Raw genomic sequence first — 25,423 nt, forward strand, 5'->3', positions numbered from 1 at the left:
TACGCATGCCGACGCCGATCGTGCAATTCGGAACGAGCCGTTTCCTTCAGGCGCATGCCGACCTCTTCATCAGCGAGGCTTTGAAGAGAGGAGAGGCAGCAGGACCGATCACGATCGTTCAGACGACCGGGTCCAGCGAACGCTCCGGACGTCTTGCGGCACTTTCGCGCCCCGACGGCTTTCCCGTTATCATTCGTGGCATCCAGGGAGGCGAGAGGATTGACGCAACGCAGCACGTGACAAGCGTCGTGCGCGCGCTTTCGACAGCCCAAAACTGGAGCGAGATCCGGGCGATTGTCGCCGAGGAAGCCGAAATCCTGATCTCCAACACTGGCGACACGGGCTACCAGCTCGGCGAGGACGATCCGATAACGGAAGTTCCCCGTTCCTTTCCGGGCAAGCTGCTTCTGCTGTTGAAGGCGCGCTTCGACGCAGGCGGGCGTCCCCTGACGATGCTTCCCTGCGAACTGGTATCGCGCAACGGCGACGTGCTGAAGGCACTGATGCTGCGGCTTGCGGCGGAGCGGGTGAAAGACAAAGCCTTTGCCGACTGGCTGGACAAGGATGTCGTCTGGGCCAACACGCTGGTCGACCGCATCGTCTCCGAGCCGCTCGAGCCGGCCGGTGCCATTGCCGAGCCCTATGCGCTCTGGGCAATCGAAAACCAGCCCGGCTTGCAGCCCCCATGCATCCACCCCTGTGTAAAGCTCGTGGATGACCTGACGCCTTACGAGAAGCTGAAGCTCCACATCCTCAATCTCGGCCACACGGTGCTGGCCGATCTCTGGCTTAGGCAAGGCCGCGACCCGAAGGAGACTGTGCGGGAAATCTTGACCGATCCCGACATCGCCATGCCGCTAGACCGTATCTATCGATCCGAAGTGATTCCGGCCTTTGCGGCAAAGGGCCTGGAGAGCGAAGCGGCAGACTATGTTGTCGCGACGCTGGAACGCTTCAGAAACCCGTTCCTCGATCACCGCCTAGGCGATATCGCCAACCACCACCGCGAAAAGATCGAGCGGCGGATCGTCGATTTGCGGCGCTGGAGCCCGGGCGTTGCGATGCCCGAACTCCAGGCAATCTGCAATCAGTAGCCGGATTCCTGCCTCTTCGGAGCCGACGTCGCTTCGCCGAGAAACTCCTGGCGCAGCGTCGTCGTCGCACGCACGAGGGAGGTGACATCCGTGCCGATCGCCATGAAATCAGCGCCCATCTCGCGATAGTCGCGCGCCTGCTCGAGGTCGAGCGTCATGATGCCGCGTGCCTTGCCGGCCTTCTTGATGCGCTCGAACGCGTCGGCAATCGCCGCGCGTACCTCCGGATGGCCTGGCTTGCCGAGATAGCCCATGTCGGCGGCCAGATCGGAGGGACCGATGAAGAGGCCGTCGACGCCATCGAGTGCGGCAATCTCGTCGATGGCGGCAAGACCCGCGCGGCTTTCGATTTGCAGGATCAGGCAGATTTCATCGCCGGCGGTCTGGAGATAATCGCCGATGCGGCCGAACTCAGAGGCGCGCCCGAGGGCGGCGCCGACGCCGCGAATACCATGCGGCGGATAGCGGGTGGCGCGCACCAGCTGCTGCGCCTGCGCCAGGCTCTCGACCATGGGGATCAGGAGCGTCTGCACGCCGGTGTCGAGGATCTGCTTGATCAGCACGGTATCGCCCACCGGAAGGCGAACCATCGGGTGGCTCGCCGATGCGGCGACGGCACGAAACTGCGCCGACAGCAGCGGAATGTCGTTCGGCGCGTGCTCGCCGTCGATCAGCAGCCAGTCGTAACCGCTGCCGGACACCACCTCGGCTGCATAGGGGCTGGCAAGCGCCACCCACAGCCCGAGCTGGAAGCGGTTTTCGCGCAGCGCTGCTTTGAACGGGTTCTTCGGTGCCGGCATGGGTCGTCTCCTCCTGCAATGCGACGGGACGAGCGATGCCTCGATCCCGCAATTACGAGATTTCTATCGGCAAAGAAAAAAACCGGCCAGAACTTTCCGGCCGGTTTTTCAGATTGGGTACCGTATCTTACGCAACGCCGCCGAGGCAGACGTATTTGATCTCGGTGAACTCCTCGATGCCGTAGCGTGAGCCCTCGCGTCCGAGGCCGGACAGCTTGACGCCGCCGAACGGCGCTTCGGCCGTGGAGATCAGCCCGGTGTTGACGCCGACCATGCCGTATTCCAGCGCTTCGGCCACACGGAAAACACGCGCAAGATCCTTGGCGTAGAAGTAGGAGGCAAGGCCGAACTCGGTGTCGTTCGCCTGCTCGACCACATCAGCCTCGTCGGTGAAGCGGAAGAGCGGTGCGACCGGCCCGAAGGTTTCCTCGCGTGCAACCGCCATCGCCTGGGTGACATCGGCCAGAACCGTCGCCTCGTAGAAGTTACCGCCGAGGGTGTGACGCTTACCGCCCTGGATGACGCGAGCGCCCTTCGAGGTGGCGTCGGCGACATGTTCCTCCACCTTCTCCAGCGCCGCCTTGTCGATCAGCGGGCCGAGGATCACGCCCTCGTCGACGCCGTTGCCGATCTTCAGCTTGGCGACCGCCTTGGCGAGCTTGTCGGCGAAGGCGTCATAGACCTTGTCCTGCACATAAATGCGGTTGGCGCAGACGCAGGTCTGGCCGTTGTTGCGGAACTTGGCGATCAGCGCGCCTTCGACAGCCGCGTCGAGATCGGCATCGTCAAAGACGATGAAGGGCGCGTTGCCGCCAAGCTCGAGGCCGAGCTTCTTGATGGTGGCCGCGCTCTGGCGATAGAGCTCCGCACCCACTTCGGTCGAGCCGGTGAAGGTGAGCTTGCGCACGACCGGGTTCGAGGTCATCTCGGCGCCGATCTCGCGAGCTGAGCCGGTGATGACGCTGAAAAGACCCTTCGGCAGACCGGCGCGCTCGGCCAGAATGGCGATCGCAATCGCCGAGAACGGCGTCTGGGCGGCCGGCTTCAGCACCATGGCGCAGCCGGCGGCAAAGGCCGGGCCGGCCTTGCGGGTGATCATCGCATTGGGGAAGTTCCAGGGCGTGATCGCTGCGACAACGCCGATCGGCTGCTTCATCACGAGGATGCGCTTGTCGGGCTGGTGGCCGGGGATCAGGTCGCCATAGAGACGGCGCGCCTCTTCGGCAAACCACTCGACGAAGCTTGCGCCATAGACGATTTCGCCGGTCGCTTCGGCCAGCGGCTTGCCCTGCTCCAGCGTCAGGATGCGGCCGAGATCCTCCTTGTTCTCGATCATCAGCTCGAACCATTTGCGCAGGACACCGGCGCGGTCCTTGGCCGTGCGCGCTGCCCAGCCCTTCTGGGCGACACGCGCGGCCTCGATCGCAGCCTTGGTTTCCTTGGCGCCGAGCTTCGGCACGCGACCGATGATTTCACCCGTCGCCGGGTTGTTCACCTCGATCGCGTTTGCCGCGTCCGCTTCGATCCACTCGCCGCCGATAAGCGCTGCCTGGCGAAACAATGATGGGTCCTTAAACGACATGATCCGTCCTCTCTCAAATCCTACAGAACTTATACAACTTTTTTCTTGGAAACAGCAATGACCCCAAGTCGCCGTTTCTGCAATTTCCTGAGGCGCACTAGGCGAACGGGCGCTCACGTTTGCGTGCATCCAACCCGTTCCTTCGCCATCCGTCCTCATGTAGCGTTCGAAACGAATCAAACCATGGGCCGCCCGTCGGTCCGGCGGCGTTCCCAAGTTCACGCGACACCGAGAAGAGGCATGTCCATGACGGCGACCGACAACAGAAAAGCTGACCATCCGATCGATGCCATGTTCATCGAGCGCTGGTCGCCCCGCGCCTTCACCAACGAGGAAATCGACGAAAAGACCCTGCTTTCCTTCTTCGAAGCGGCCCGCTGGGCGCCGTCTGCCAGCAACCGACAACCCTGGCGTTTCGTTTATGCGCGTCGCGGCACGGATCGCTTCCCGGTGCTGCTCGAAACGCTCGACGAGGGAAACCAACGCTGGGCGAAGAATGCGGCAGCACTGCTGATCGTGATTTCAAGAACGCATAATGCAGCACAGAACGGCGAGATGCGGCATGCCTATACCCACGCCTTCGATACCGGGGCGGCCTGGTACAGCCTCGCCTTGCAGGCCTCGCTTGCGGGCTGGCACACCCACGGCATGGCGGGCATCGATCGCGACAAGGCAATGCACGCCCTGAACGTCCCCGAACACTACCGGGTCGAAGCCGCCGTTGCGATCGGCCGGCTCGCCGATCCCTCGACATTGCCGGACGATCTGCGCGCACGCGAAATTCCGAGCCAGCGCAAGCCGGTCGGCGAATTCGCCTTCGAGGGCCAGTTCAAGGGCGAGTGAAGCACAAACAAAAATCCCGGCTCTCAGGCCGGGATTTTCTTTTTGTCTCTGCAATGGCCTCGATCAGATGTCGAGGTTGGCGACGCTCAGCGCATTTTCCTGAATGAAATCGCGACGCGGCTCGACCTCGTCACCCATCAGGCGCGAGAACAGACCGTCCGCGTCGGTGGCGTCGGTCACCCGGACCTGCAGCAACGAGCGGACGTTCGGATCGAGCGTCGTTTCCCAGAGCTGCTCGGCGTTCATTTCGCCCAGACCCTTGTAGCGCTGCATCGACAGGCCCTTGCGGCCGGCGGCGAAGATCGCGTCGAGAAGCGCACGCGGGCCGCTGATCTCCTGCGTGCCGTCACGGCGACGCAATACCGGCGGCGCCGAGTAGACTTCTTTCAGCTTCGACGCCAGCTGGTCGATGTAGCGCGCATCGGACGAACCGATCAGCGCCATATCGAGCACCGCGGCTTCCTTGACGCCGCGCACCATGCGTTCGAACCGCAGCCCGCCTTCGCTGGTAACGGTACCGGTCCAGCCGCGCTCGGTTTCCTCGGCGATCACGTCGAGACGTCGGGCGATTTCAGCGGCGGTCTTTTCGTATTCGTCGCGCTGGCCGTTGAGCTCGACGTTCAGCGCGCCGGCAATGGCCGCCTGCTCGACAATCGCCCGGTTGTAGCGCGAGTGAAGCCCGTTCATGAGGTTACGCAGGCGCAGCGCGTCGGTGATGACCTCGCGCAGGTCCTGCCCGGCGCGGACTTCACCCGATTCAAGCTGCAGCGTCGCTTCCTCGAGACCCATCGAGATCAGGTAATCTTCGAGCGCCTGTTCGTTCTTGAGATACTGCGCCGACTTGCCGCGCGTCACCTTATAGAGCGGCGGCTGGGCGATGTAGATGTGGCCGCGCTCGATCAGTTCCGGCATCTGCCGGAAGAAGAAGGTGAGCAGCAGCGTGCGGATGTGGGCGCCGTCGACGTCGGCGTCCGTCATGATGATGATCTTGTGATAGCGCAGCTTGTCGGCGTTGAACTCGTCCTTGCCGATCGAGGTGCCGAGCGCGGTTATCAGCGTGCCGATTTCCTGGCTCGACAGCATCTTGTCGAAGCGCGCACGCTCGACGTTGAGGATCTTGCCGCGCAGCGGCAGGATCGCCTGGTTTTCGCGCGACCGGCCCTGCTTGGCGGAACCACCGGCCGAGTCACCTTCCACCAGGAAGACTTCGGATTTGGCCGGATCGCGTTCGGAGCAGTCCGCCAGCTTGCCGGGCAGCGACGAGATATCGAGCGCGCCCTTGCGGCGGGTCAATTCGCGGGCCTTGCGGGCGGCTTCACGGGCGGCAGCCGCTTCGACGACCTTGCCGACCAGGATCTTGGCTTCGGTCGGGTGTTCCTCGAACCAGGTGCTCAGCGCCTCGTTGACGAGGCTTTCGACCACCGGCCGCACTTCCGACGACACCAGCTTGTCCTTGGTCTGCGACGAGAACTTCGGATCGGGAACCTTGACCGAGAGCACAGCCGTCAGGCCTTCGCGGCAGTCCTCACCCTGGAGCGTGACCTTTTCCCGCTTCGTGATGCCGGATGTATCGGCATAGGACGTGACTTGTCGGGTCAGCGCGCCCCGGAAGCCCGCCATATGCGTACCGCCGTCGCGCTGCGGGATGTTGTTGGTGAAGCAGAGCACGTTTTCGTGGTAGCTGTCGTTCCACCACATCGCCACTTCGACGGTGATGCCGTCCTTTTCGCCGCGGATAGCCACCGGCTTGTGCACCAGCGGCTTCTTCGCGCGGTCGAGATAAGCGACGAAGGCTTCGAGGCCGCCCTCATACATCAGTTCGTCCTGCCGGACGTCGGAATGGCGCTTGTCGGTCAGCATGATGCGGACGCCGGAATTGAGGAAGGCGAGCTCGCGCAGGCGATGTTCGAGCGTGCTATAGTCGAACTCGGTCTTGGAGAAGGTCTCGGCGCTCGGCAGGAACGTCACCTCGGTGCCTGTCGCGTCACCCGCATCGCCGGTGACGGCGAGCGGACCATCGGCGACGCCGTGGGTGAAGCTCATCTCGTGGATCTTGCCGTCGCGGCGGATCTTCAGCTTCAAGGAGACCGAAAGCGCGTTGACCACCGACACGCCAACGCCATGCAGGCCGCCCGAAACCTTGTAGGAGTTCTGGTCGAACTTACCGCCGGCGTGCAGCTGGGTCATGATGACCTCGGCGGCCGAGATACCCTCTTCCTTATGGATGCCGGTCGGGATGCCGCGACCGTTGTCGGTCACGGTTACGGATCCGTCCGGATTGAGCGTCACCGTGACCACGTCGGCGTGGCCGGCAAGCGCCTCGTCGATCGCGTTGTCGACGACTTCGTACACCATGTGATGCAGGCCGGAGCCATCGTCCGTGTCGCCGATATACATGCCCGGCCGCTTGCGTACGGCGTCGAGGCCCTTCAACACCTTGATGGAATCGGCACCATATTCGGCGCTGGCGCCGGCTGCGGTTTCAGGAGTATCGGTCATACGGTACGGGTCTTTCCAGGTTCTTCGGACATGGTGATTCGTTGCGAATCACGTCTCGGACGCCTCGCGGACTATAGGAAATTTGTCCACGGTTCCAAATCCCGGACCGCCAGGCAGCGGCCGGAAACAAGCATTCATCCCCTGTCATTATCAGGAAATGTGGCTTTTTCCAAAACATCTTCCAGCTTGCGGATCGTCTCCGGAGACAAAGCACGGATTTGCTCGCTCAGACGGTTTGCAAATGCGGTGTGCTCGGGCGTCAGACCCGACGTGTCGAGCACCGTTTTCGGCGAGGAGACATTGGCGATGCGGAACAAATCCTCCGCCTCGTCCCAGATCACGTTGAAGTAGCCGGTGACGCGCTGGAGGAAATCGAAGCTCGGTGCACCGCGCTTTCCGTGCTCGAGCGCCGAGAGATAAGCCGCAGAGACGCCGATCGCCTTCGCCATCTCCTTCTGCGACACGCCCTTGCGGCGCCGGAGTTCGCGCAGAGCCTGGCCGAAGGGCGTCATAGCGCGCTGCCCCTCACCCGCGCCAGGCGAACATAGAGCGCGCCGTCGCCGCCATGGTTTCGGGCGGCAGGTTCATAGGACGAGATCAGCGGCCGGAATTCGGGAAGCGAGAACCAGAGTGGCACGGCTCGCTTCAAGGCGCCGTCACTGCCGAACGAAGTGCCCTTGCCGGTAATGACGAGCACATGCCGCAGCCCCCGCTCGTGCGCCCTCAGCAGAAACTGCAGAAGAAGACCATGCGCTTCGCTCTGGATCATACCGTGCAGGTCGATGCGACCCTCGAGCACCAGGTGCCCCTTGGCCAGCTTGCGCTTGACCGGCCGCTCCAGAGGATGATGCACTTTTTCGCCGGGCTTCTTCGTCAGCGCTATGCCCGACTGCTCGGCTGCCGTTGCCGGCTGTTGCGGCTGCTGCTTGGCCTTCGCCTCTTCCGGAGGCTTTGCCTGTTCGGCCTCGGCCAGAATCTCCATGAGATCGACGAGCCGACCGGGCATCGGTCTCGCCGAACGGGCAACCTTGCCCCAGAGAATGCGATCCTCGGCCGAGAGCTTCTTGTCCTTAACCATGGCCGTAACGGGCCGCGGCCGCCTTGGGAACGAAGACGTAGAAGTCGGCCGCGTTGCGAACCGCTCCGGCCCGTTCGCCAGCCTCGAAACCGGACCCGGTGAAGATATCGCCGCGCGCCGGGCCGACAATCGCCGAGCCGGTATCGAGCGCCAGCATCAGGTGCTGGAAGGGCTTTCCGTCATCGAGCCGCGTCAAGCTCCCGCTGGCGATAAAAAAGGGAACGCCAAAAGTGTGGATCAACCGATCGACGGCCAATGAGCGGTTCGGCTCGAGCGAGACCTTGGCGGCGGCAATCGGCCCCAACCGCTCGTCCTCGACCTCTGCCTCGCGGAAGAAGATGAACGACCGGTTGTGCCAGAGAACTTCATCGACCTCGTCGGGATGGGCTTCCAGCCAGTCACGAATGCTCATCATCGAAACGGTGGCGGCATCGATCTTGCCGCGCTCGATCAGCAATTTGCCGACGGCGGAGAAATAGTGCCCGGTCTTGGCCGAATAAGTGACGCGACGACGCGAACCATCCGGGAACCGGAGCCGTGCGGCACCCTGCACATGAACGAAGAAGATCTCGACCTTGGACTTCGCATAGGCGATCTCCAGGCCGCGGCCGGCCAGATGGCCCTGCTCGATTGCCTGCCTGTCCGGATATTCGCTGATCCGTCCACCCTCGGAGCGGCCGAATGCAAAGTAGGGATCCATGCCCTCCGGCCTGTTGCCATCGTTAACATCGACCAGATCGTCCGGCCGGCGGTAGAGCGGATAACGATAGGTCTCGTCCGGTTCGGCGCGGACATCAATCTCGGGCTCGTAGAAGGCCGTGACAAAACCGGAACCCGTCTCGGGCACGATCCGGAAGGGGACGAACTGCGCTTCGAAAAACGCCCGCGCGTTCTCTGCGCTGTCAACCTGCTGCTGCGATGCGGAGAAGGCCGGCGAAAGATCGTCGACCGAAATCCCGAGAGAACCCGTGCGATAGGGTTTGACCGTCGAGACATGCTGGTGACAGCGACGCATCGCCTCGATCACCGTGGTCGGATCATCATCCTGCCAGCCCGGAAGCTCGGAGAAACGGGCTGGCTCAAGTCGATAGGACATCGGTACCGCGTCCGCTCAGTTTTCGGATTCGGTGGCGATCAGCTTCCAGTTCGGATCCCGCGAGCGAATGTCGCGCGCGAAGGTCCAGAGATCGTTGACCTCCGCAACTGACTCGGCGTCGCCGTCGATCAGACCGCCCTGCTTGTCGTAGGTCGCCGAGATCAGCTGGCTGACGATGCGAACGGTGATGTTCTCTTCGCTGTCCTTCACTTCGGCGTGAATGATGTCCGCCTTGTCGATGCCGACGAAGGTGGACTTGACGACTTCGCCCTTGCGCTCGCGATCGGTGATCGCCGCGTCGAAGCCTTCATAGACCTCGCGGGACAGCAGATTCTTCAGCGTCTTGCGGTCGCCGTCCGCGAAAGCCATGACGATCATCTCGTAGGCCATCTTGGCGCCGTTGACGAATTCCTTGGGATCGAAAGCCTGATCCGCATCGCTCAACGCCCGTAGCTGGGTGTTCAGCGTCGTTCCGGTCTTGGCAAAGGCGTCGATCGCTTCGTAGCGGTTCGCTTCTTCGTCCGCATTCTCGCGGCGCGGCAATTGCACGACCTTGCCCTTGTCACCGTTATCCGGCCCCTGGCTCATGTCGCGTGGCGAATACGGATCGAACGGCGGCCGCTCGTTCCCGGTCCGGCGGCCCAAGACGCTGCGCAGTTGCAGGAAAATGACCACCGCGGCGATCAGGAAAAAAAACGTGATGAAGTCAAAAGAGCCCATTTCCACCCGGAACCGCTGTTAGAATTTCTCGTGGCTATTCCATATAGTCCGCAAGAATAGATCATTCAAATGGCGATGTCGCACCCTTAGACGGGGATGTGACACCAGGTTTCATTTTCGGGCAGCATCGATGCGTTCATTTCTTATCCCCCTTGCCATCCTCGGGCTTCCGCTGGCCGAGATCGCCGGTTTCGTTGTCGTCGGCCGAGAGATCGGCCTCCTGATGACGTTGCTTCTGGTTCTTGCCAGTGCATTTGTCGGCGTTATCCTGCTGAGAGTCCAGGGATTTACCGTCATTCGTCGGATGCAGGACGCCACGCGCAACGGCAGCGACCCGGGCCGGGAGGTGCTTGGCGGCGCATTGTTGTTCGTCGCGGCGATCTTGCTGGTGGTGCCGGGCTTCGTCAGCGACGTGATCGGTCTCCTGCTGTTTTTGCCTTTCGTGCGCAATGCGGTTGCCGGTTTTCTGCGCAAGCGAATGACGATCGTGACCGCTGCCTCCGGTGCCGGCTGGACACGTCCGCGCGAACCGGGCCCCTCGCCGCGCGTCATCGACCTGGAAGACGGCGAATTCTCGCGGACGGACGACGAGGACCCGCCGCAGGTCGACGATCGCCGCCGGCCCTAGCCAAAGCCATGCCGGCAGAATGCAGGAACGGCACGCTATCGCCCATATTCCGGAGCATTCTTTCAACTCTCCGCTTGGAGCGGGAGGCCGCGCGGCCGCTGGAAAGCGCCGGGCCCGCAGGGTTGTAAGCCCTAGGCCGAAATGCTAGATGGCCTCACCTATTTTTGTCGAGGAACCCTTATGACGACTGATACCGCATCCAACGGCAACGGCAGCGCGCAGCAGAGCCCGACGCTGAACATCCTCGCCCAGTATATCAAGGACCTTTCCTTCGAAAACCCGGGCGCGCCGCGTTCGCTGCAGGCCCGTGACAAGGCGCCGGCGATCAATATCAACGTCAACGTCAATGCAAACCCGCTCGCAGAGAACGATTTCGACGTCGTGCTCTCGCTGAACGCAGAAGCCAAGGACGGCGACCGCGTTCTGTTCAACGTTGAACTCGCCTATGGCGGCGTCTTCCGCGTTGCCGGCTTCCCGCAGGAGCACATGTTGCCGCTGCTCTTTATCGAGTGCCCGCGCCTGCTGTTCCCGTTCGCCCGTCAGATCGTTGCCGACGCAACCCGCAACGGCGGCTTCCCGCCGCTGATGATCGACCCGATCGACTTCGCCCAGATGTTCGCCCAGCGCATGGCCGAAGAAAAGGTCCGCGCCCAGGTTTCGAACGAAACCGCAAACTGATCGAATTTCAGATTGCTGAAACGAAAAGCCCGGCCAATGTGCCGGGCTTTTTCGTATCTGCCTCATTCCTGAGGTTCGTATTTTGTCCAGATCGCCTTGGAACCGATCTTTGCAATCAACGCCGCATGAGCTGCCAGGTCAGCCTCCGAGAGCCGGTTCGGCAAGGGGCGCGGCCGCTGGCCGATAAGGATCGGCGCTTCATCGTGTTCGATCGCCTGGCCGGTCGATTTGCTGGACACGAGCCCGAGTGCGGCCTGACGGCCACCGAGCATCTCGATGTAGACTTCAGCCAGCAGTTCGGAGTCGAGAAGAGCGCCATGCTTGGCGCGATGCGAATTGTCGATGCCATACCGGCGGCACAGTGCGTCGAGCGAGTTCGGTCCCATCGGATTTTTGCGGCGGGCGAGCGCCAGCGTATCCGTTACCCGATCGTTCGCGATCGGAGGCATTCCCAGCCTTGCGAACTCGGCGTTGATGAAACCCATGTCGAAGGTGGCGTTGTGCGCGACCCAGCGGGCATCGCCGAAGAACGCGAGGATCTCCTCGACCACATCGGCAAATGGCGGCTTGTCCTTCAGGAACTCGTCGGTGATGCCATGGATGGCGAGCGCATCCGGGTGAACCTTGCGGCTGCCGGGATTGACGAAGATGTGCAGCGTGCGGCCGGTCGGAAACTGGTTCTCGAGCTCGACACCGCCGATTTCGATCACCCGGTCCTCGCGATTGTCGAGGCCTGTCGTTTCCGTATCGAAGATGATCTCACGCATCCGCGTCTCCGTTGCTGGCTGCGAGTTGGTCGACGACGGCCTTCACCTGGGCCCGGGTGACGTCGAAACTGTCGCTGGTATCGATGATGTAGTCGGCGCGTTTACGCTTTTCGCTGTCCGGCACCTGCCGCGCAAGGATCATCGCAAGTTTTTCCTCGGTCATCCCTGGGCGCTTCAGCGCCCTTTGGCGTTGCAGTTCGGCCGAACAGGTCACGACGACGACGCGATCGACCCGCTTTTCCGCGCCCGTTTCAAACAGAAGAGGAATGTCGAGGACCACAAAGGGCGCATTGGCGGCGCGGTTTTCCGCAAGGAACTCCTGCTCCCTGCCGCGCACCAGCGGATGGACGATCGCCTCGAGTTCGCGCAGCCGTTCCGGCGCCTGCATGAGTTGGCGCGAAAGTTCGGCGCGATCGACCTTTCCATCTCTCGTGCTTCCGGGAAAGGCCGCTTCCACCGGTGCGACCGCCTCGCCGCTATAGAGCTGATGCACGACCTCGTCGGCATCGTTCACCGGCACCCCGAAATCGCGAAACATCTGGGCGGTCGTCGACTTGCCCATGGCGATCGATCCGGTGAGCCCGAGGATAATCATCAGTGCCTGTCCATGTCGTCGATAATCAATTGTCGAAGAGCGGCGTCCACCGTCGGCCGACAGCCGAACCAGAGTTCGAAGCCGGGCACCGCCTGATGCAGAAGCATGCCCAGACCGTCTACGGTCGCAAAGCCTTGCGCTTCTGCCTGCGCCAGGATCGGCGTCTTCAAGGGAACATAGACGATATCCGTGACAACGGCGCTCGAAGCCATGACACCGAAGTCGATTGCCGGTGCTTCGCTGCCGTCCATGCCGAGTGAGGTGGTGTTGATGAACAGACCTGCGCCGGTCATTGCGTCCGTGAGTGCGCCCATCGGGTGGGCTTCGACCGCCGGGCCGAACCGGTCGGCAAGTTCCTGCGCCCGTTCGACGGTGCGGTTGACGACATGGATCGTTTTTATGCCACGGTCGCGAACAGCCTGGATGATCGCCCGGCTGGCGCCGCCGGCGCCGAGGATGACCGCCGTCGACGTTTTGTCCCAACCGGCCGCCCGCTCGTCGAGGTTGGCAACGAAGCCGCGGCCGTCGGTGTTGGTGGCATGCACCTTTCCGTCCTGAACCCACAGCGTGTTGGCAGCTCCGAGTTCCTGGCTCAGCTCATCCGGCTGATCCGCCAGCCGACAGGCCACTTCCTTATGGGGAATGGTGACATTGCCGCCGCTGAAACCGGATGTCCCATCCTTGAGGCTGGCCACGAAGGCGGCGAAATCTTCCGGCTTGACCTCATGGGCGCGGTAGCTGCCGGGCAGCCCGAGCTGTTTCAGCCAATAACCATGGATCAACGGCGACCGGGAATGCTTGATCGGGTAGCCGGTGACGAAGGCGTGGTTAACAAATGTTTCACGTGAATCACGCATCGATCGTTCCCAGTTCGCGAAGTTTGGAAAGCAGCGGCAGCATCGGAAGACCGAGGATGGTGAAGTAGTCGCCCTCGATCCTTTCGAAGAGCTGGATGCCCTCGCCTTCCAGCTGGTAGGCGCCGACGCTCGAAAGCGCCTTCTCGCCGACACGCTCCAGATGACGCTCGACGAACTCCGCTGTCAGCGGTCGTACGGTCATGTGGGCGGAAGAGACGTGCCGCCAGACAATCTCGTCATCACGAAGAAGCACGATCGCACTGTTGAGGCGGTGCGTCTGGCCGGAAAGCGACAGCAGGTGTGCGGCGGCTTCAGCCATGGTCTTCGGCTTGTGGTAGACCCGCGAGCCCAGGGACATCGTCTGATCGGAACCGATCACCAGCGCCCCGGAAAAATGCCGCGCGACATCCCGCGCCTTTGCTTCCGCCAGTTCGAGAGCGACGGTCTCGGGTGCTGCACCTTTATCTTCAAGCGGCTTTTCCAGCACGCGCTCATCGATCTCGGCTGCCCTCGCTTTAAAGACCAGGCCGGCATTCTCCAGGAGCGCCCGCCGAAACGGGCTGGCCGAGGCCAGGACGAGCGAAGATGTCATCATTCAGGTTCCCGAATTGTTCGAATCCGCTCTAACGCAGACGCGGACGCAGGGCAACGATCGCCGCCGCGGTTTCCTCGATCGAACGGCGGGTGACGTCGATGACCGGCCAATTGTTGCGCGCGCAGAGAGACCGGGCATATTTCAGTTCCTCGGTAATCGAGGCCTTGTCTGTGTACTGATCGCCGTGAAAGCCTTGCGTCGTTCCGAGCACCCGGTGCTGGCGCACCTGCGAAATACGGTCGGCCGTCGCGATCAGCCCGACGACGAGAGGCTTCGTCGCTTCCATCAACCTTTCAGGCAGCGGCACGCCCGGGACGATCGGGATATTCGCCGTCTTGATGCCGCGATTGGCGAGATAGATGCTGGTCGGCGTCTTCGACGTCCGGCTGATGCCGACGAGAACGACATCCGCATCATCGAAATCGGCCGGCAGCTGACCGTCGTCATGGTCCATGGTGAAGTTGAGTGCGTCGATGCGGGCGAAATATTCCGCATCCATCACATGTTGAGCGCCTGAGCGCCGCCGCGACGGGGATCCGAGATAGGACTGGAAAAGGTCGATGATCGGATCGAGCACCGAGACGCAGGGAACGCCCATCTCGCGGCAACGGCGATCGATGATGTCGGCGAGTTCGCGATCGACGATCGTATAGAGAACAATGCCCGGTGCGCCATCGATGGCGTCGAGAACCTGCAGCAGCTGCTTGCGGTTTCGGATCAGCGGATAGACGTGCTCGAGCGCATGCGAGCTTTGAAATTGGGCGGCGGCGGCGCGCCCGGCGGCAATGAGAGTCTCGCCCGTTGAGTCCGAAATCAGGTGAAGGTGGAAGTAGTTTTTCTTGTTCTCCACGCAATTCTCCTGGTGCTGTTGATAAGCCGGGATCAAACACAGCTAACGACGGGGCCTGGATCCAGGCAAGTGGAAAACAGCCGAGTTATTCACAATTGGCACTGTCGCGGACATTGTTTCGGGGCGGATGTGGACAAGACTCGCGGTGCGGACAAAGTGTCACGCGTATCAACCGCTTTTCCACAGGCGCGGCAAAAATCGAGCGCGGCTTAAAGACATGATTCAAAAAGCGTTTCCTGGATTGACCACGCTGTTTTTCCAGAGATCGCTCTCATTGTCCCGTCAGTTGGCGCTACGATCGCCGCTCGTGGACAAGTCGGTGGGTAGTTTTAATCCTTGATACCCACCGACTCTAAGAAATAGAAACCTTGTAAATATCTTTGATTTTAAATTGGGAGAGACGATCCGTGACCGAAACGCGCAGAAAGGTTCTGGAAGTTTTGGCAGGGAAGACGGTGTCACCTCCCCCGATCTGGCTCATGCGCCAAGCGGGACGATACCTGCCCGAGTACAGGGCGACACGTGCTGTCGCCGGAAGCTTCCTCGATCTTTGCTACACGCCCGATCTCGCCGTCGAGGTCACCTTGCAGCCGATCCGGCGCTACGCTTTCGATGCTGCCATTCTCTTCTCCGACATCCTGGTCATTCCCGATGCACTGAAACGCAACGTGCGCTTCGAAGAAGGCCATGGGCCGCGAATGGATCCGATCGATGTCGATGGTATCCGTCTCCTGAAGCCAGAGGGCATCGCTGAGCACCTCCAGCCGGTCTTTGAGACGGTTTCGCGGTTGCGCGCAGAACTTCCCTCAGAAACGACGCTGCTCGGCTTCTGTGGCGCTCCCTGGACGGTTGCGACCTATATGATCGCCGGACACGGTACGCCGGATCAGGCCCCTGCCCGTCTCTTCGCCTATCGCAATCCCGAAGCTTTCGATCATTTGCTCGCCTTTCTGGCGGATGTGTCGGCGGATTATCTCGTGCGGCAGATCGATGCCGGCGCCGATGCGGTGCAGATCTTCGATTCCTGGGCAGGTGTTCTCGGCGAGGAGGAATTCGCCCGCTACGCCATCAAACCGGTGCAGCGGATCATCGCCTCCGTTCGGGCGCAGCGGCCGCAGGCAAAGATCATTGCTTTTGCAAAGGGCGCAGGGCAGCTTTTGAACGGCTACCGGCAGGCGACCGGGGCAGACGCAATCGGCCTCGACTGGACGGTTCCGCTTTCCTTCGCCAAGGACCTGCAGAAGGAAGGGCCGGTACAGGGCAATCTCGATCCGATGCGGGTGGTCGCCGGCGGCGTGGCGCTTGAGGAAGGCATCGACCGCATTCTCGACGCACTCGGTCACGGTCCGCTGATCTTCAATCTCGGCCATGGCATAACGCCGCAGGCAGATCCAGATCACGTCTCGGCGCTGGTTGCCCGGGTTCGCGGAGCAAGATGATGGCGGAGAAGCAGACCGATAGGGCGCCCGGCAACAGGGCGCGGCTCAGGGCAGCGATCGCGCTCGGCGCGTTCGCGGCGCTTCTTGTCGGTCTGTTCGTCTGGCGCCCGGATGATCTCTATCTCTGGATCAAGGCGTTGCACGTTATCGCCGTGATGTCCTGGATGGCGGCGTTGCTCTACATGCCCAGGCTGTTCATCTACCACACGGATGCCGAGCCCGGCTCCGCCCAGTCGGAAACCTTCAAGATGATGGAGTTGCGGCTCCTGAAGGTCATCATGAACCCGGCGATGATGATTTCCTGGGTGCTCGGGCTTTATCTCGCCTGGAGCGTCTATGGCTTCCAGGGTGGCTGGCTGCATGCCAAGCTTCTGTTCGTGGTGCTGCTGACGGTTGTCCACATGCGTTTCAGCCGTGCGGTGCGCGCCTTTCAGCGCGACGAAAACAGGCACGACGCGCGCTATTGGCGGTTGATGAACGAGGCCCCTACGCTGCTGATGATCCTCATCGTCATCATGGTCGTCGTGAAGCCATTTTGAATTTAATCGATTTGCGGCCTGTCATAGGCGTTTCTAATTTGCGACAGCCCCTTGCAGGGTTTCACGTGAATCGCTATTTTCTGCCATCTCCTCTTCATGGCTTGTGACAAAGACAAGAGCCTGCCCCTTCCAGCTGCAGCTCCCTAATCAATACTCGCCATCTCTCCACTACCCATACCAAACATGGATCCTTCATGGCTGAAATGAAGCTACAAGAACTCAAGAACAAGACGCCGACCGATCTGCTCGCTTTCGCCGAGGAGCTCGAGGTGGAGAACGCCAGCACGATGCGCAAGCAGGAGCTGATGTTCGCAATCCTCAAGATGCTCGCGGCTCAGGATATCGAGATTATCGGTGAAGGCGTCGTTGAAGTGCTGCAGGACGGCTTCGGCTTTCTGCGCTCGGCGAATGCAAACTACCTCCCCGGCCCGGACGACATCTACATCTCGCCCTCCCAGATCCGCCGCTTCTCGCTGAAGACCGGCGACACGGTCGAGGGTCCGATCCGCGGACCGAAGGAAGGCGAGCGATACTTCGCCCTCCTCAAGGTCAACACCATCAACTTCGACGATCCGGAAAAGATCCGTCACAAGGTCCACTTCGACAACCTGACGCCGCTCTACCCGAACGAGCGCTTCAAGATGGAACTCGATGTTCCGACCTCGAAGGATCTTTCGGCCCGCGTCATCGACCTGGTCGCACCGCTCGGCAAGGGCCAGCGCGGCCTGATCGTCGCGCCGCCGCGCACCGGTAAGACCGTTCTCCTGCAGAACATCGCCCATTCGATCACCGCCAACCATCCGGAATGCTACCTGATCGTTCTCCTGATCGACGAACGTCCGGAAGAAGTGACGGACATGCAGCGCTCGGTGAAGGGCGAAGTCGTTTCCTCGACCTTCGACGAGCCGGCGACGCGCCACGTTCAGGTCGCCGAAATGGTGATCGAAAAGGCCAAGCGCCTCGTGGAACACGGTCGTGACGTCGTCATCCTGCTCGACTCGATCACCCGCCTTGGCCGCGCCTACAACACCGTTGTTCCGTCATCGGGCAAGGTCCTGACCGGCGGTGTCGACGCCAACGCCCTGCAGCGCCCGAAGCGTTTCTTCGGTGCCGCCCGTAACATCGAGGAAGGTGGCTCGCTGACGATCATCGCGACCGCGCTGATCGATACCGGCAGCCGCATGGACGAAGTCATCTTCGAAGAGTTCAAGGGCACCGGCAACTCGGAAATCGTGCTTGACCGCAAGGTCGCCGACAAGCGCATCTTCCCGGCGATGGACATTCTCAAGTCCGGTACGCGTAAGGAAGACCTGCTCGTTCCGCGCCAGGATCTGCAGAAGATCTTCGTGCTCCGCCGTATTCTGGCGCCGATGGGAACGACGGACGCGATCGAGTTCCTTATCGACAAGCTCAAGCAGACGAAGAACAACGGCGATTTCTTCGACTCGATGAACACCTAAGACGTTCATCGCCAATTGTGAAAGCCGGTCGACCATGCGTCGGCCGGTTTTTTCGTTTCAAAACCTTAGCCGGATTCTCCACTGCGTTCGATTCGGTTTAGCAACGATCTCCGCTCTACGCCCGCCGTTGGATCGCCGCCCCACCTGCTGATTCACGTGAAACACGTACGGGCGTGAAACACGAGGATGCAGCGGCATCTTGAAATTTCGGCATTCTTTCGGCATAAGCACGCCGACCCTTTGAGATACCGTTTGGCTCCGTGTGAGCGCACTCCGCGAAGCAGGACGATCCGGTCGGGAACTTCGACGATCCCCATTGTTTCGACCATCGACGCACTTGCATGCGCCCGCGGTCTTTTCAGGTGAGCCCATGACAGCGACGCAAACGATCTATGCGCTTTCCAGCGGAGCTCTGCCCGCCGGCGTCGCCGTCGTGCGTGTCAGCGGAAGGCATACCAAAGCGGTGCTGCAGGCACTATGCGGTGGGGTTCCCTCGCCGCGGTCGGCGGCATTGAGATCGATTCGGTCTCGTAACGGTGATGTTATCGATAGCGGCCTTGTTCTCTACTTTCACGGACCTGCCTCCTTTACCGGAGAAGATTGCGCCGAATTTCAGATCCATGGTGGCCGCGCCGCGGTCAACGCGCTGCTTGAGGAACTCTCGAAGCTCGAGGGTTTGCGCCATGCAGAAGCCGGTGAGTTTTCACGCCGCGCTTTCCAGAACGGCAAGCTCGACCTGGTCGAGGTGGAGGGTCTCGCTGACCTGATTGTCGCCGAGACGGAAATGCAGCGTCGGCTCGCGATCGAGCATTCCGGCGGCGGACAGTCAAAAGTCTATGCCGGCTGGGCGAAGCGCTTGACCCATGCGCGGGCGATGATCGAGGCGGAGCTCGATTTTGCCGATGAAGACGACGTGCCGGGATCGGTCAGCGAGCGCATCTGGCGGGACATGTCTCTACTGTCGCAAGAGATCGCAGCGCATATTGCCGACGCACCGATCGCGGAGATCATCCGCGATGGCCTGAAGATCGTTATCGCAGGTGAGCCAAACGCCGGCAAGTCGAGCTTGCTCAACGCGCTGGCCCAACGCGACATTGCAATCGTCACTGAGATTGCCGGCACGACCCGCGACGTTCTTTCTGTCGACCTTTCCTTAGCCGGATTCTCCGTGAAACTTTATGACACGGCCGGTCTGCGGGAGACCGACGAGAAAGTAGAACAAGAAGGCATTCGTCGCGCGCGAGAAATTATCGAGAGAGCGGATCTGATCTTGCTGCTGGCCGATGCGCCTGATGGATTTGATGTCATATCCGACCTTGCACCCGAGATGACGCCGGTGCTGCGCGTCGGAACCAAACTCGATCGCGGCAGTGTTAGTTGGCGCGATGGTTCTGCCGACGTGTTGGTTTCCACGAAAACCGGCGACGGTATGGAACAACTGCTGGACGCGATCTCGGCGCATCTGCCCGATCTCAGTGGGCGCACGTCGCTGTCACTGCCGTCTCGGCGGCGACATGTCGATAGCCTGCGGCAGGCGCAACACTCGATCGACGACAGCCTGGCAAGGCAGGATCTGGGACTGGACATACGCGCAGAACTCTTGCGCCTTGCTGGCGATGCAATTGGACGGATAACCGGGCGTGTGGATGTTGAGAACCTTCTTGATGTGATATTTTCCGAATTCTGTATCGGGAAATAATCAGTAGCGCAGAGCAATACAACGTTTGCGAGTCCTTCATCGTGTTTCACGTGAAACGATTCGTACAGGGGTCAACCCCGGAGAAGAGGCAAAGATGCAATTTGACGTAATCGTCATTGGCGGTGGTCATGCCGGCTGCGAGGCCGCGGCTGCAGCCGCGCGTCTGGGCGCCAACACGGCGTTGATCACGCACAAGGCATCGACGATCGGGATTATGTCCTGCAACCCGGCCATCGGTGGCCTGGGCAAGGGACACCTGGTCCGCGAGATCGATGCGATGGACGGCTTGATGGGGCGCGTCGCGGATGCTGGCGGCATTCAGTTTCGTCTGCTCAATCGCCGCAAGGGACCGGCCGTGCGTGGACCTCGCACGCAAGCCGATCGTCGCCTCTATCGCGAAGCCATGCAGCGGGAGATCGCTGCCATCGACAATTTGACGGTTATCGAGGGCGATGCCTTCGACCTGTTGGAAGACCACGGCCGTATCCAAGGTGTCGTCATGAAGGACGGCCGAAGCTTCCAAGCCAAGTCCGTCGTTCTGACGACGGGCACGTTCTTGAAGGGCCTCATTCATATCGGCGATCAAAAGATCCCGGCCGGTCGCGTTGGTGAGGAACCGTCCGTCGGGCTCTCCGGCACCTTGTTGCGGTTTGGCTTGCGGCTTGGCCGCCTGAAGACTGGAACGCCCGCCCGCCTGGATGGACGCACCATCGACTGGGCAAGTGTTGGCCGCCAGGGCCCGGACGAGGATCCGGTGCCGTTCTCATTCATGACCGACACGATTGTGAACCGCCAGATCGATTGCGGCGTGACGCGCACCACGGAAGCGACACACAAGATCATTGCCGACAATATCGGCAAGTCGGCGATGTATTCTGGTCAGATCGAGGGTGTCGGACCGCGCTATTGCCCGTCCATCGAGGACAAGATCGTACGGTTTGGCGAGCGTGATGGTCACCAGATCTTCCTGGAGCCCGAGGGTCTCGACGACGACACGATCTATCCGAACGGTATTTCGACATCGCTGCCGGCAGACATTCAGGAAGCCTTTATCAAGACGATCCCCGGCTTGGAGAATGTTGCAATCCTCCAGCCTGGTTATGCGATCGAGTATGATCACGTCGATCCGCGCGAATTGAACGCGACCCTCGCCGTGCGCAAGATGCCGGGGCTTTTCCTGGCTGGGCAAATCAACGGCACGACGGGCTACGAGGAAGCTGGCGCCCAGGGCCTCGTCGCCGGCTTGAATGCCGCTCTGGTCGCGACGAACCGTCCCGAAGTCGTGTTCAGCCGGACGCAGTCCTATATTGGTGTCATGATCGACGACCTGACGTCGCGTGGCATCACTGAGCCCTACCGCATGTTCACCTCCCGCGCGGAGTACCGACTGTCGCTGCGGGCTGACAATGCCGATGCACGCCTAACACCGCTTGCCATGGAGATTGGCTGCATCTCCGATGTGCGCCGCGATCGCTTTGTCGATTGGCGTGCGCGTTTCGATGAGGGGCGCGCGCTGCTGAAGAGCCTCTCGGTCACCCCGGCCGAGGGTAACCGTCATGGCTTGAAGCTCAATAAGGATGGTCAACGGCGTACCGCTTTCGAGATCCTGTCCTATCCCGATCAGTCGATTGCCAGCTTGCAGCCGATCTGGCCCGAGCTGTCGTCGATTGGTCCGCGCGTCGTTGAGGCGCTTGAGATCGATGCGGTCTACGCCGTCTACATGGATCGTCAGGCCGCGGATATTGCCGGCATTCAGCGCGAAGAAAATCTCGTCATACCCGATGGCTTCGACTTCGATATGCTTTCGGGCCTCTCCAATGAGTTGAAGCAGAAGCTCAAGCAGCAGGCGCCCCGCAATCTGGCTCAGGCGATGAAGGTCGACGGCATGACGCCGGCAGCCGCATCGCTGATCCTGGCATGGCTGAAGCGACAGAACCGTACCGTAGAACGTGAAGAAAAGGTCAGCGTACAATGAAGGCGAGTCCAATCGATGTGTTGAACGGACTGCGTGTTTCACGTGAAACGAATGAACGGCTCGAGCATTTTGCCAGACTTTTTCAGAAGTGGGCGAAGTCGATCAATCTTGTAGCGCCGTCGACGGTCGAGGATCTTTGGCGCCGGCATATCGTCGATAGTCTGCAACTCGCGCAGCTGTCGCCGGATCCGAAGACCTGGGTCGATCTCGGGAGCGGTGGCGGTTTTCCCGGCGTGATTACGGCGATCTATCTCGCTGAGTTTGCTGATGGCTGGGTGCATCTCGTCGAAAGCAACAACAAGAAGGCTGCCTTTTTGCGCGTCGCCTTGGCAGAAACGGGCGCGCGCGGCTCCGTTCACCCGGTTCGAATCGAAGATGCGGGCGCGATTATTCCCCGCGCCGACGCTGTTTCTGCGCGTGCGTTAGCGGATTTGACCCTGCTGCTTGACTATTCTGCGCCGTGGATGACGGCACAGGACCAAAAAGCAGTCGCCTATTTTCACAAAGGGCGGGATTACCAGCGCGAAATCGACAAAGCCATTAGCCGCTATCAGTTTGATCTGGTAAAACATCCAAGCGTGGTCGAGCCGGATTCTGTCGTGCTCGAGATCGCAAATCTGTCACGCAAGGCTTAGTGATCGCGAGCGGAAACATGTTTGGTGGCAAAAACCGGATCATCACAATCGCAAATCAGAAGGGTGGCGTGGGCAAAACCACGACGGCCATCAATCTGGCGACCGCATTGGCGGCTATCGGCGAGCGCGTCCTGATCGTCGATCTCGACCCTCAGGGCAACGCCAGTACCGGTCTTGGTATCCAGCGCCGCGATCGGAACCTGTCGTCCTATGAATTGATGATGGGATCGCACGGAATCGGCGAGATCGCCCAGGAAACGGCGGTCCCCAACCTTGCAATCATTCCGTCGACAATGGACCTTCTCGGCGTCGAAATGGAAATCGCGCAGGAACCGGATCGTGTCTTCCGTTTGCGCAAGGCCTTGGTCAGCCCCGCCGCAATGGAGTACTCCTACGTGCTGGTCGATTGCCCGCCATCGTTCAACCTACTGACGATGAACGCGATGGCAGCGGCCCATTCGGTGCTTGTGCCGCTTCAGTGCGAATTCTTCGCGCTTGAGGGGCTGAGCCAGCTACTGGAGACCGTGGATCAGATACGCCGGACCGTGAATCCGAGCCTGGATATCCAGGGTATCGTCCTGACCATGTTCGATTCGCGCAACAACTTGGCACAGCAGGTCGTCAGCGACGTGCGGACGCATCTGGGCGACAAGGTCTACCACACTCTGATTCCGCGCAATGTTCGCGTTTCGGAAGCGCCGTCCTACGGCAAACCGGCCATTCTGTATGATCTGAAATGCGCCGGCAGCCAGGCCTATCTGCAGCTGGCCTCCGAAGTCATTCAGCGCGAGCGCCAGCGCAAGGCGGCATAATCATTTCGGTAGCGTAATTTAACTCGGGTGACGATATGAACGACGATAGCTCGAAGAGGCGGCTCGGTCGCGGATTGGCCGCGTTGATCGGCGAGATGGATCAGCCGTTGCAAACGGGCGCGGCCGCCCCTGCCCCGGTCAATCCCGATCGGCGCGTGCCGATCGAGTTCGTATCGCGCAATCCGCGCAACCCGCGTCGTCAGTTCGACGAGGCCGAACTGCAGGATCTTGCCAATTCGATCCGCCAGCACGGGATCGTTCAACCTGTCGTCGCCCGGACGATCGGCGCCGATCGCTACGAGATCATCGCTGGTGAACGCCGTTGGCGTGCGGCACAGTTGGCCGGATTCACCGAAATCCCGGTCATCATTCGCGACGTCGACGATCGCACGGCGCTCGAAATCGCCATCGTTGAAAACGTCCAGCGCTCGGATCTCAATCCGCTGGACGAAGCGCTTGGCTATGAACAACTGATCGCCGAGCACGGCTATACGCAGAACGATCTCGGCGAGATCATCGGCAAGAGCCGAAGCCATGTCGCCAACAGCCTGCGTCTCTTGAAGTTGCCGGAGCCGGTTCGGGACATGTTGTCGGAAGGCACGCTGTCGGCCGGACATGCGCGCGCACTCATTCCAACGTCGGATCCTGCCACCCTCGCCCGGGCGATCATTGCCAAGGGTCTCTCGGTGCGTGACGCCGAGCGTATCGCGCAGAACGATATTCGCGCGCAGAACGATCCGAACTACGGCAAGACCGCCCGTCGCGACGAGAAGGATGCGGACACGCTGGCGCTCGAGCGCACGCTGTCCGATAGCCTCGGGCTTGAAGTCACGGTGAACCACAAGGCGTCCGGTGGCCATCTGCGCATCGCCTACAAGACGCTGGATCAGCTTGAAGAAATCTGCAGGCTGCTGGAGCGGCGATAAGCCACTCCTTCAGATCTCGAATTCATGCATTGATGGCGCGTCGCTCCAAGAGCGGCGCGCCTAATTGTTTGATATAACGAGATCTTTTGGCATACAGCTTAATTCGGCTGGTGACATGAAGGCACCCAAACATCTCAGGCAGACCCGCCGAAAGCCCGCCGGTGAAGCTCTGACTCAGCGTTGGAAGCGGCAATAGGCCTGGCGGAGAACTCAGCGTCGCGCCGACTGCACCGCGATCGCCATCAGGTTCTGTAGCACAAGGCTCTCTTCCAGGCTCGCGCGGCTGCGGCTCTGAAAAACGGTCGTCTGCAGGCGGTTGAGTTCGCGACGGATGGCAGGGCTCGACCAGTGCTTCAAGGCTGCCTCGACGATCGGCTTGCGGCGAAAGTGCAGACCACGTCCGAGGGTGGCGATCACCTGGCCGGCCTGCTGACGGCTTGCGTCCATCTCGGCGCGCATCACATCGAGTTGCTGGAACTGGCGCAGGCACGCCTGCAGCACCAGAAAGGCCGGCGTCTTGGATGTCGTGATCTTCTGCATGGCGTGCAGCAAACCATCGAGGTCGCCCTTCAGCACCGCATCGACGGCATCGTCGACGGAGATGGCGCTGGCATCGCCAACGATATCGAGAACGTCCTCTTCGTCCACCGTGGACTTGCCACGGCAGTAGAGCGCGAGCTTTCGCAACTCGTTGCGCGAGGCCAGGCGGTCGCCGCCGAGCGCCTCCAGCAGCCTTTGCCGAGCCGCGGGGCTGATGCCCAGCTTCTCGTCGCCGAGTTCCTTGTCGATCAGCGCCTGCAGGCTGCGCGTATCGTCGCTGTAACAGGCGATACAGGCGACCGAACGGGCGCTCTCGCCGACCTTTCGAAGTGCCGACCCCTTCTTCAGGTCGCCGGCCTCGACGATCACATAGCTTCCGGTCGGTGGTTCGGTGGACAGGATTTGCAAGGCATCGACCAGCGGCTTTTCGTTGGCTGCGCCACGGACCCAGACGAGCTTTTCTCCGCCGAAGAGGCCGATCGAGTTTACCTCATCGAGCAGCCGCCCCGGCGACTGCGTCAGTTCGCTGACGTCGAGCTTCAACAGCGAAAAGGGATCGTCGAGCGGCACGCCGCAGCGGCCGGCGATTGCCGAAGCACGCTCGGAGACGAGCCCGCGGTCGGGCCCGTAGAGGATGAAAAGCCGGTAGACTCCGGCTGACTTCTGGAGAAAGGAGTCGAACTCGTGCGACTTGACCTCGCTCATGCCGACACCGC

The 25,423-nt window shown here is 61.2% G+C and carries 25 protein-coding genes; 12 read left to right on the forward strand and 13 right to left on the reverse strand.

The window, feature by feature from the left end; all coding sequences use genetic code 11:
- The first annotated feature begins 5 nt into the window (after positions 1-5).
- On the forward strand, positions 6-1,094 hold the full coding sequence (locus OKW20_RS23450; RefSeq protein WP_429175957.1) for a mannitol dehydrogenase family protein: 1,089 nt from the start codon (positions 6-8) through the stop codon (positions 1,092-1,094).
- Here OKW20_RS23450 and hpaI read toward each other — a convergent pair.
- Both hpaI and gabD read right to left on the reverse strand, forming a co-directional pair.
- Positions 1,088-1,894, reverse strand: coding sequence for a 4-hydroxy-2-oxoheptanedioate aldolase (gene hpaI, locus OKW20_RS23455; protein WP_429175959.1), 807 nt, complete (start codon positions 1,892-1,894; stop codon positions 1,088-1,090). The genes OKW20_RS23450 and hpaI overlap by 7 nt on opposite strands.
- Before the next feature lie 127 nt (positions 1,895-2,021).
- On the reverse strand, positions 2,022-3,476 hold the full coding sequence (gene gabD, locus OKW20_RS23460) for an NADP-dependent succinate-semialdehyde dehydrogenase (protein WP_429175961.1): 1,455 nt from the start codon (positions 3,474-3,476) through the stop codon (positions 2,022-2,024).
- Positions 3,477-3,722: 246 nt separating this feature from the next.
- Here gabD and OKW20_RS23465 point away from each other — a divergent pair, with 246 nt between their 5' ends.
- Positions 3,723-4,319 carry a nitroreductase family protein gene (locus tag OKW20_RS23465; RefSeq protein WP_043624348.1) on the forward strand — a complete coding sequence of 199 codons (597 nt, stop codon included), beginning with the start codon at positions 3,723-3,725 and terminating at the stop codon, positions 4,317-4,319.
- A gap of 63 nt (positions 4,320-4,382) precedes the next feature.
- On the opposite strand, the gene gyrB is transcribed toward OKW20_RS23465, so the two are convergent.
- The 5 genes from gyrB to OKW20_RS23490 form a co-directional block, all read right to left on the reverse strand.
- Complete coding sequence (gyrB, locus tag OKW20_RS23470; protein ID WP_043624256.1) at positions 4,383-6,818, reverse strand: DNA topoisomerase (ATP-hydrolyzing) subunit B; 2,436 nt, start codon at positions 6,816-6,818, stop codon at positions 4,383-4,385.
- A 134-nt stretch (positions 6,819-6,952) separates the two neighbouring features.
- Positions 6,953-7,330 (reverse strand): helix-turn-helix domain-containing protein, encoded by a 378-nt coding sequence (locus OKW20_RS23475; RefSeq protein ID WP_043624249.1) that lies wholly within the window; start codon positions 7,328-7,330, stop codon positions 6,953-6,955.
- Positions 7,327-7,896 (reverse strand): Smr/MutS family protein, encoded by a 570-nt coding sequence (locus OKW20_RS23480; protein ID WP_429175966.1) that lies wholly within the window; start codon positions 7,894-7,896, stop codon positions 7,327-7,329. Before OKW20_RS23480 ends, OKW20_RS23475 begins: the two co-directional genes overlap by 4 nt.
- Positions 7,889-8,992, reverse strand: a complete 1,104-nt coding sequence (mltA, locus tag OKW20_RS23485) for a murein transglycosylase A (RefSeq protein WP_429175970.1) — start codon at positions 8,990-8,992, stop codon at positions 7,889-7,891. Before mltA ends, OKW20_RS23480 begins: the two co-directional genes overlap by 8 nt.
- 15 nt (positions 8,993-9,007) lie before the next feature.
- Entirely contained in the window at positions 9,008-9,712 is a 705-nt protein-coding gene (locus tag OKW20_RS23490) for a Tim44/TimA family putative adaptor protein (RefSeq protein WP_429175973.1), read from the reverse strand.
- A gap of 130 nt (positions 9,713-9,842) precedes the next feature.
- Between OKW20_RS23490 and OKW20_RS23495 the strand changes: the two genes are divergently transcribed.
- Both OKW20_RS23495 and secB read left to right on the forward strand, forming a co-directional pair.
- Entirely contained in the window at positions 9,843-10,340 is a 498-nt protein-coding gene (locus OKW20_RS23495; protein ID WP_429175976.1) for an FxsA family protein, read from the forward strand.
- Between the two features lie 180 nt (positions 10,341-10,520).
- Positions 10,521-11,018, forward strand: a complete 498-nt coding sequence (gene secB / locus OKW20_RS23500) for a protein-export chaperone SecB (protein WP_043624236.1) — start codon at positions 10,521-10,523, stop codon at positions 11,016-11,018.
- A gap of 62 nt (positions 11,019-11,080) precedes the next feature.
- Here secB and dnaQ read toward each other — a convergent pair whose 3' ends face one another.
- The 5 genes from dnaQ to OKW20_RS23525 are packed head-to-tail and all read right to left on the reverse strand — an operon-like array spanning position 11,081 to position 14,682.
- Positions 11,081-11,785: a DNA polymerase III subunit epsilon gene (dnaQ, locus tag OKW20_RS23505; protein WP_043624234.1), complete on the reverse strand. Its 705-nt coding sequence runs from the start codon at positions 11,783-11,785 to the stop codon at positions 11,081-11,083.
- Complete coding sequence (gene coaE, locus OKW20_RS23510; protein ID WP_429119049.1) at positions 11,778-12,380, reverse strand: dephospho-CoA kinase; 603 nt, start codon at positions 12,378-12,380, stop codon at positions 11,778-11,780. The genes dnaQ and coaE overlap by 8 nt, the downstream gene beginning before the upstream one ends.
- Positions 12,380-13,237: a shikimate dehydrogenase gene (locus tag OKW20_RS23515; RefSeq protein WP_429119047.1), complete on the reverse strand. Its 858-nt coding sequence runs from the start codon at positions 13,235-13,237 to the stop codon at positions 12,380-12,382. Before OKW20_RS23515 ends, coaE begins: the two co-directional genes overlap by 1 nt.
- Complete coding sequence (locus tag OKW20_RS23520) at positions 13,230-13,829, reverse strand: Maf-like protein (protein ID WP_429176552.1); 600 nt, start codon at positions 13,827-13,829, stop codon at positions 13,230-13,232. Before OKW20_RS23520 ends, OKW20_RS23515 begins: the two co-directional genes overlap by 8 nt.
- Before the next feature lie 31 nt (positions 13,830-13,860).
- On the reverse strand, positions 13,861-14,682 hold the full coding sequence (locus OKW20_RS23525) for a pyruvate, water dikinase regulatory protein (RefSeq protein WP_043624228.1): 822 nt from the start codon (positions 14,680-14,682) through the stop codon (positions 13,861-13,863).
- Positions 14,683-15,089: 407 nt separating this feature from the next.
- Here OKW20_RS23525 and hemE point away from each other — a divergent pair, with 407 nt between their 5' ends.
- The 8 genes from hemE to OKW20_RS23565 all read left to right on the forward strand — a co-directional run bounded on the left by hemE (position 15,090) and on the right by OKW20_RS23565 (position 24,167).
- On the forward strand, positions 15,090-16,121 hold the full coding sequence (gene hemE / locus OKW20_RS23530; RefSeq protein WP_429175978.1) for a uroporphyrinogen decarboxylase: 1,032 nt from the start codon (positions 15,090-15,092) through the stop codon (positions 16,119-16,121).
- Complete coding sequence (gene hemJ, locus OKW20_RS23535; protein ID WP_429175980.1) at positions 16,118-16,660, forward strand: protoporphyrinogen oxidase HemJ; 543 nt, start codon at positions 16,118-16,120, stop codon at positions 16,658-16,660. Before hemE ends, hemJ begins: the two co-directional genes overlap by 4 nt.
- A gap of 194 nt (positions 16,661-16,854) precedes the next feature.
- Positions 16,855-18,120 (forward strand): transcription termination factor Rho, encoded by a 1,266-nt coding sequence (gene rho / locus OKW20_RS23540; protein WP_089044254.1) that lies wholly within the window; start codon positions 16,855-16,857, stop codon positions 18,118-18,120.
- 370 nt (positions 18,121-18,490) lie between these two features.
- Positions 18,491-19,819 (forward strand): tRNA uridine-5-carboxymethylaminomethyl(34) synthesis GTPase MnmE, encoded by a 1,329-nt coding sequence (mnmE, locus tag OKW20_RS23545; protein WP_429175984.1) that lies wholly within the window; start codon positions 18,491-18,493, stop codon positions 19,817-19,819.
- A gap of 94 nt (positions 19,820-19,913) precedes the next feature.
- Positions 19,914-21,794 (forward strand): tRNA uridine-5-carboxymethylaminomethyl(34) synthesis enzyme MnmG, encoded by a 1,881-nt coding sequence (mnmG, locus tag OKW20_RS23550; protein ID WP_429176555.1) that lies wholly within the window; start codon positions 19,914-19,916, stop codon positions 21,792-21,794.
- Positions 21,791-22,429: a 16S rRNA (guanine(527)-N(7))-methyltransferase RsmG gene (rsmG, locus tag OKW20_RS23555; protein WP_429119039.1), complete on the forward strand. Its 639-nt coding sequence runs from the start codon at positions 21,791-21,793 to the stop codon at positions 22,427-22,429. The genes mnmG and rsmG overlap by 4 nt, the downstream gene beginning before the upstream one ends.
- 17 nt (positions 22,430-22,446) lie before the next feature.
- Entirely contained in the window at positions 22,447-23,241 is a 795-nt protein-coding gene (locus OKW20_RS23560; RefSeq protein ID WP_192451478.1) for a ParA family protein, read from the forward strand.
- A 35-nt stretch (positions 23,242-23,276) separates the two neighbouring features.
- Complete coding sequence (locus tag OKW20_RS23565) at positions 23,277-24,167, forward strand: ParB/RepB/Spo0J family partition protein (protein ID WP_043624216.1); 891 nt, start codon at positions 23,277-23,279, stop codon at positions 24,165-24,167.
- A gap of 210 nt (positions 24,168-24,377) precedes the next feature.
- Here OKW20_RS23565 and holA read toward each other — a convergent pair whose 3' ends face one another.
- The gene (gene holA / locus OKW20_RS23570) at positions 24,378-25,412 is read right to left on the reverse strand and encodes a DNA polymerase III subunit delta (protein ID WP_429119037.1); all 1,035 of its coding nucleotides are present in this window, start codon (positions 25,410-25,412) and stop codon (positions 24,378-24,380) included.
- Between the last annotated feature and the right edge of the window lie 11 nt (positions 25,413-25,423).

Origin of the sequence: Ensifer sp. LBL (genome assembly GCF_050435225.1) — a bacterium.
In the GTDB taxonomy this organism is placed as follows: Bacteria; Pseudomonadota; Alphaproteobacteria; order Rhizobiales; family Rhizobiaceae; genus Ensifer.

What these genes read in the sequence shown, in the direction of transcription:
- OKW20_RS23450 (WP_429175957.1), top strand. Translation starts at nt 6, where the DNA reads ATGCCGACGCCGATCGTGCAATTCGGAACGAGCCGTTTCCTTCAGGCG.
- hpaI (WP_429175959.1), bottom strand. Translation starts at nt 1,894, where the DNA reads ATGCCGGCACCGAAGAACCCGTTCAAAGCAGCGCTGCGCGAAAACCGC.
- gabD (WP_429175961.1), bottom strand. Translation starts at nt 3,476, where the DNA reads ATGTCGTTTAAGGACCCATCATTGTTTCGCCAGGCAGCGCTTATCGGC.
- OKW20_RS23465 (WP_043624348.1), top strand. Translation starts at nt 3,723, where the DNA reads ATGACGGCGACCGACAACAGAAAAGCTGACCATCCGATCGATGCCATG.
- gyrB (WP_043624256.1), bottom strand. Translation starts at nt 6,818, where the DNA reads ATGACCGATACTCCTGAAACCGCAGCCGGCGCCAGCGCCGAATATGGT.
- OKW20_RS23475 (WP_043624249.1), bottom strand. Translation starts at nt 7,330, where the DNA reads ATGACGCCCTTCGGCCAGGCTCTGCGCGAACTCCGGCGCCGCAAGGGC.
- OKW20_RS23480 (WP_429175966.1), bottom strand. Translation starts at nt 7,896, where the DNA reads ATGGTTAAGGACAAGAAGCTCTCGGCCGAGGATCGCATTCTCTGGGGC.
- mltA (WP_429175970.1), bottom strand. Translation starts at nt 8,992, where the DNA reads ATGTCCTATCGACTTGAGCCAGCCCGTTTCTCCGAGCTTCCGGGCTGG.
- OKW20_RS23490 (WP_429175973.1), bottom strand. Translation starts at nt 9,712, where the DNA reads ATGGGCTCTTTTGACTTCATCACGTTTTTTTTCCTGATCGCCGCGGTG.
- OKW20_RS23495 (WP_429175976.1), top strand. Translation starts at nt 9,843, where the DNA reads ATGCGTTCATTTCTTATCCCCCTTGCCATCCTCGGGCTTCCGCTGGCC.
- secB (WP_043624236.1), top strand. Translation starts at nt 10,521, where the DNA reads ATGACGACTGATACCGCATCCAACGGCAACGGCAGCGCGCAGCAGAGC.
- dnaQ (WP_043624234.1), bottom strand. Translation starts at nt 11,785, where the DNA reads ATGCGTGAGATCATCTTCGATACGGAAACGACAGGCCTCGACAATCGC.
- coaE (WP_429119049.1), bottom strand. Translation starts at nt 12,380, where the DNA reads ATGATTATCCTCGGGCTCACCGGATCGATCGCCATGGGCAAGTCGACG.
- OKW20_RS23515 (WP_429119047.1), bottom strand. Translation starts at nt 13,237, where the DNA reads ATGCGTGATTCACGTGAAACATTTGTTAACCACGCCTTCGTCACCGGC.
- OKW20_RS23520 (WP_429176552.1), bottom strand. Translation starts at nt 13,829, where the DNA reads ATGACATCTTCGCTCGTCCTGGCCTCGGCCAGCCCGTTTCGGCGGGCG.
- hemJ (WP_429175980.1), top strand. Translation starts at nt 16,118, where the DNA reads ATGATGGCGGAGAAGCAGACCGATAGGGCGCCCGGCAACAGGGCGCGG.
- rho (WP_089044254.1), top strand. Translation starts at nt 16,855, where the DNA reads ATGGCTGAAATGAAGCTACAAGAACTCAAGAACAAGACGCCGACCGAT.
- mnmE (WP_429175984.1), top strand. Translation starts at nt 18,491, where the DNA reads ATGACAGCGACGCAAACGATCTATGCGCTTTCCAGCGGAGCTCTGCCC.
- mnmG (WP_429176555.1), top strand. Translation starts at nt 19,914, where the DNA reads ATGCAATTTGACGTAATCGTCATTGGCGGTGGTCATGCCGGCTGCGAG.
- rsmG (WP_429119039.1), top strand. Translation starts at nt 21,791, where the DNA reads ATGAAGGCGAGTCCAATCGATGTGTTGAACGGACTGCGTGTTTCACGT.
- OKW20_RS23560 (WP_192451478.1), top strand. Translation starts at nt 22,447, where the DNA reads ATGTTTGGTGGCAAAAACCGGATCATCACAATCGCAAATCAGAAGGGT.
- OKW20_RS23565 (WP_043624216.1), top strand. Translation starts at nt 23,277, where the DNA reads ATGAACGACGATAGCTCGAAGAGGCGGCTCGGTCGCGGATTGGCCGCG.
- holA (WP_429119037.1), bottom strand. Translation starts at nt 25,412, where the DNA reads ATGAGCGAGGTCAAGTCGCACGAGTTCGACTCCTTTCTCCAGAAGTCA.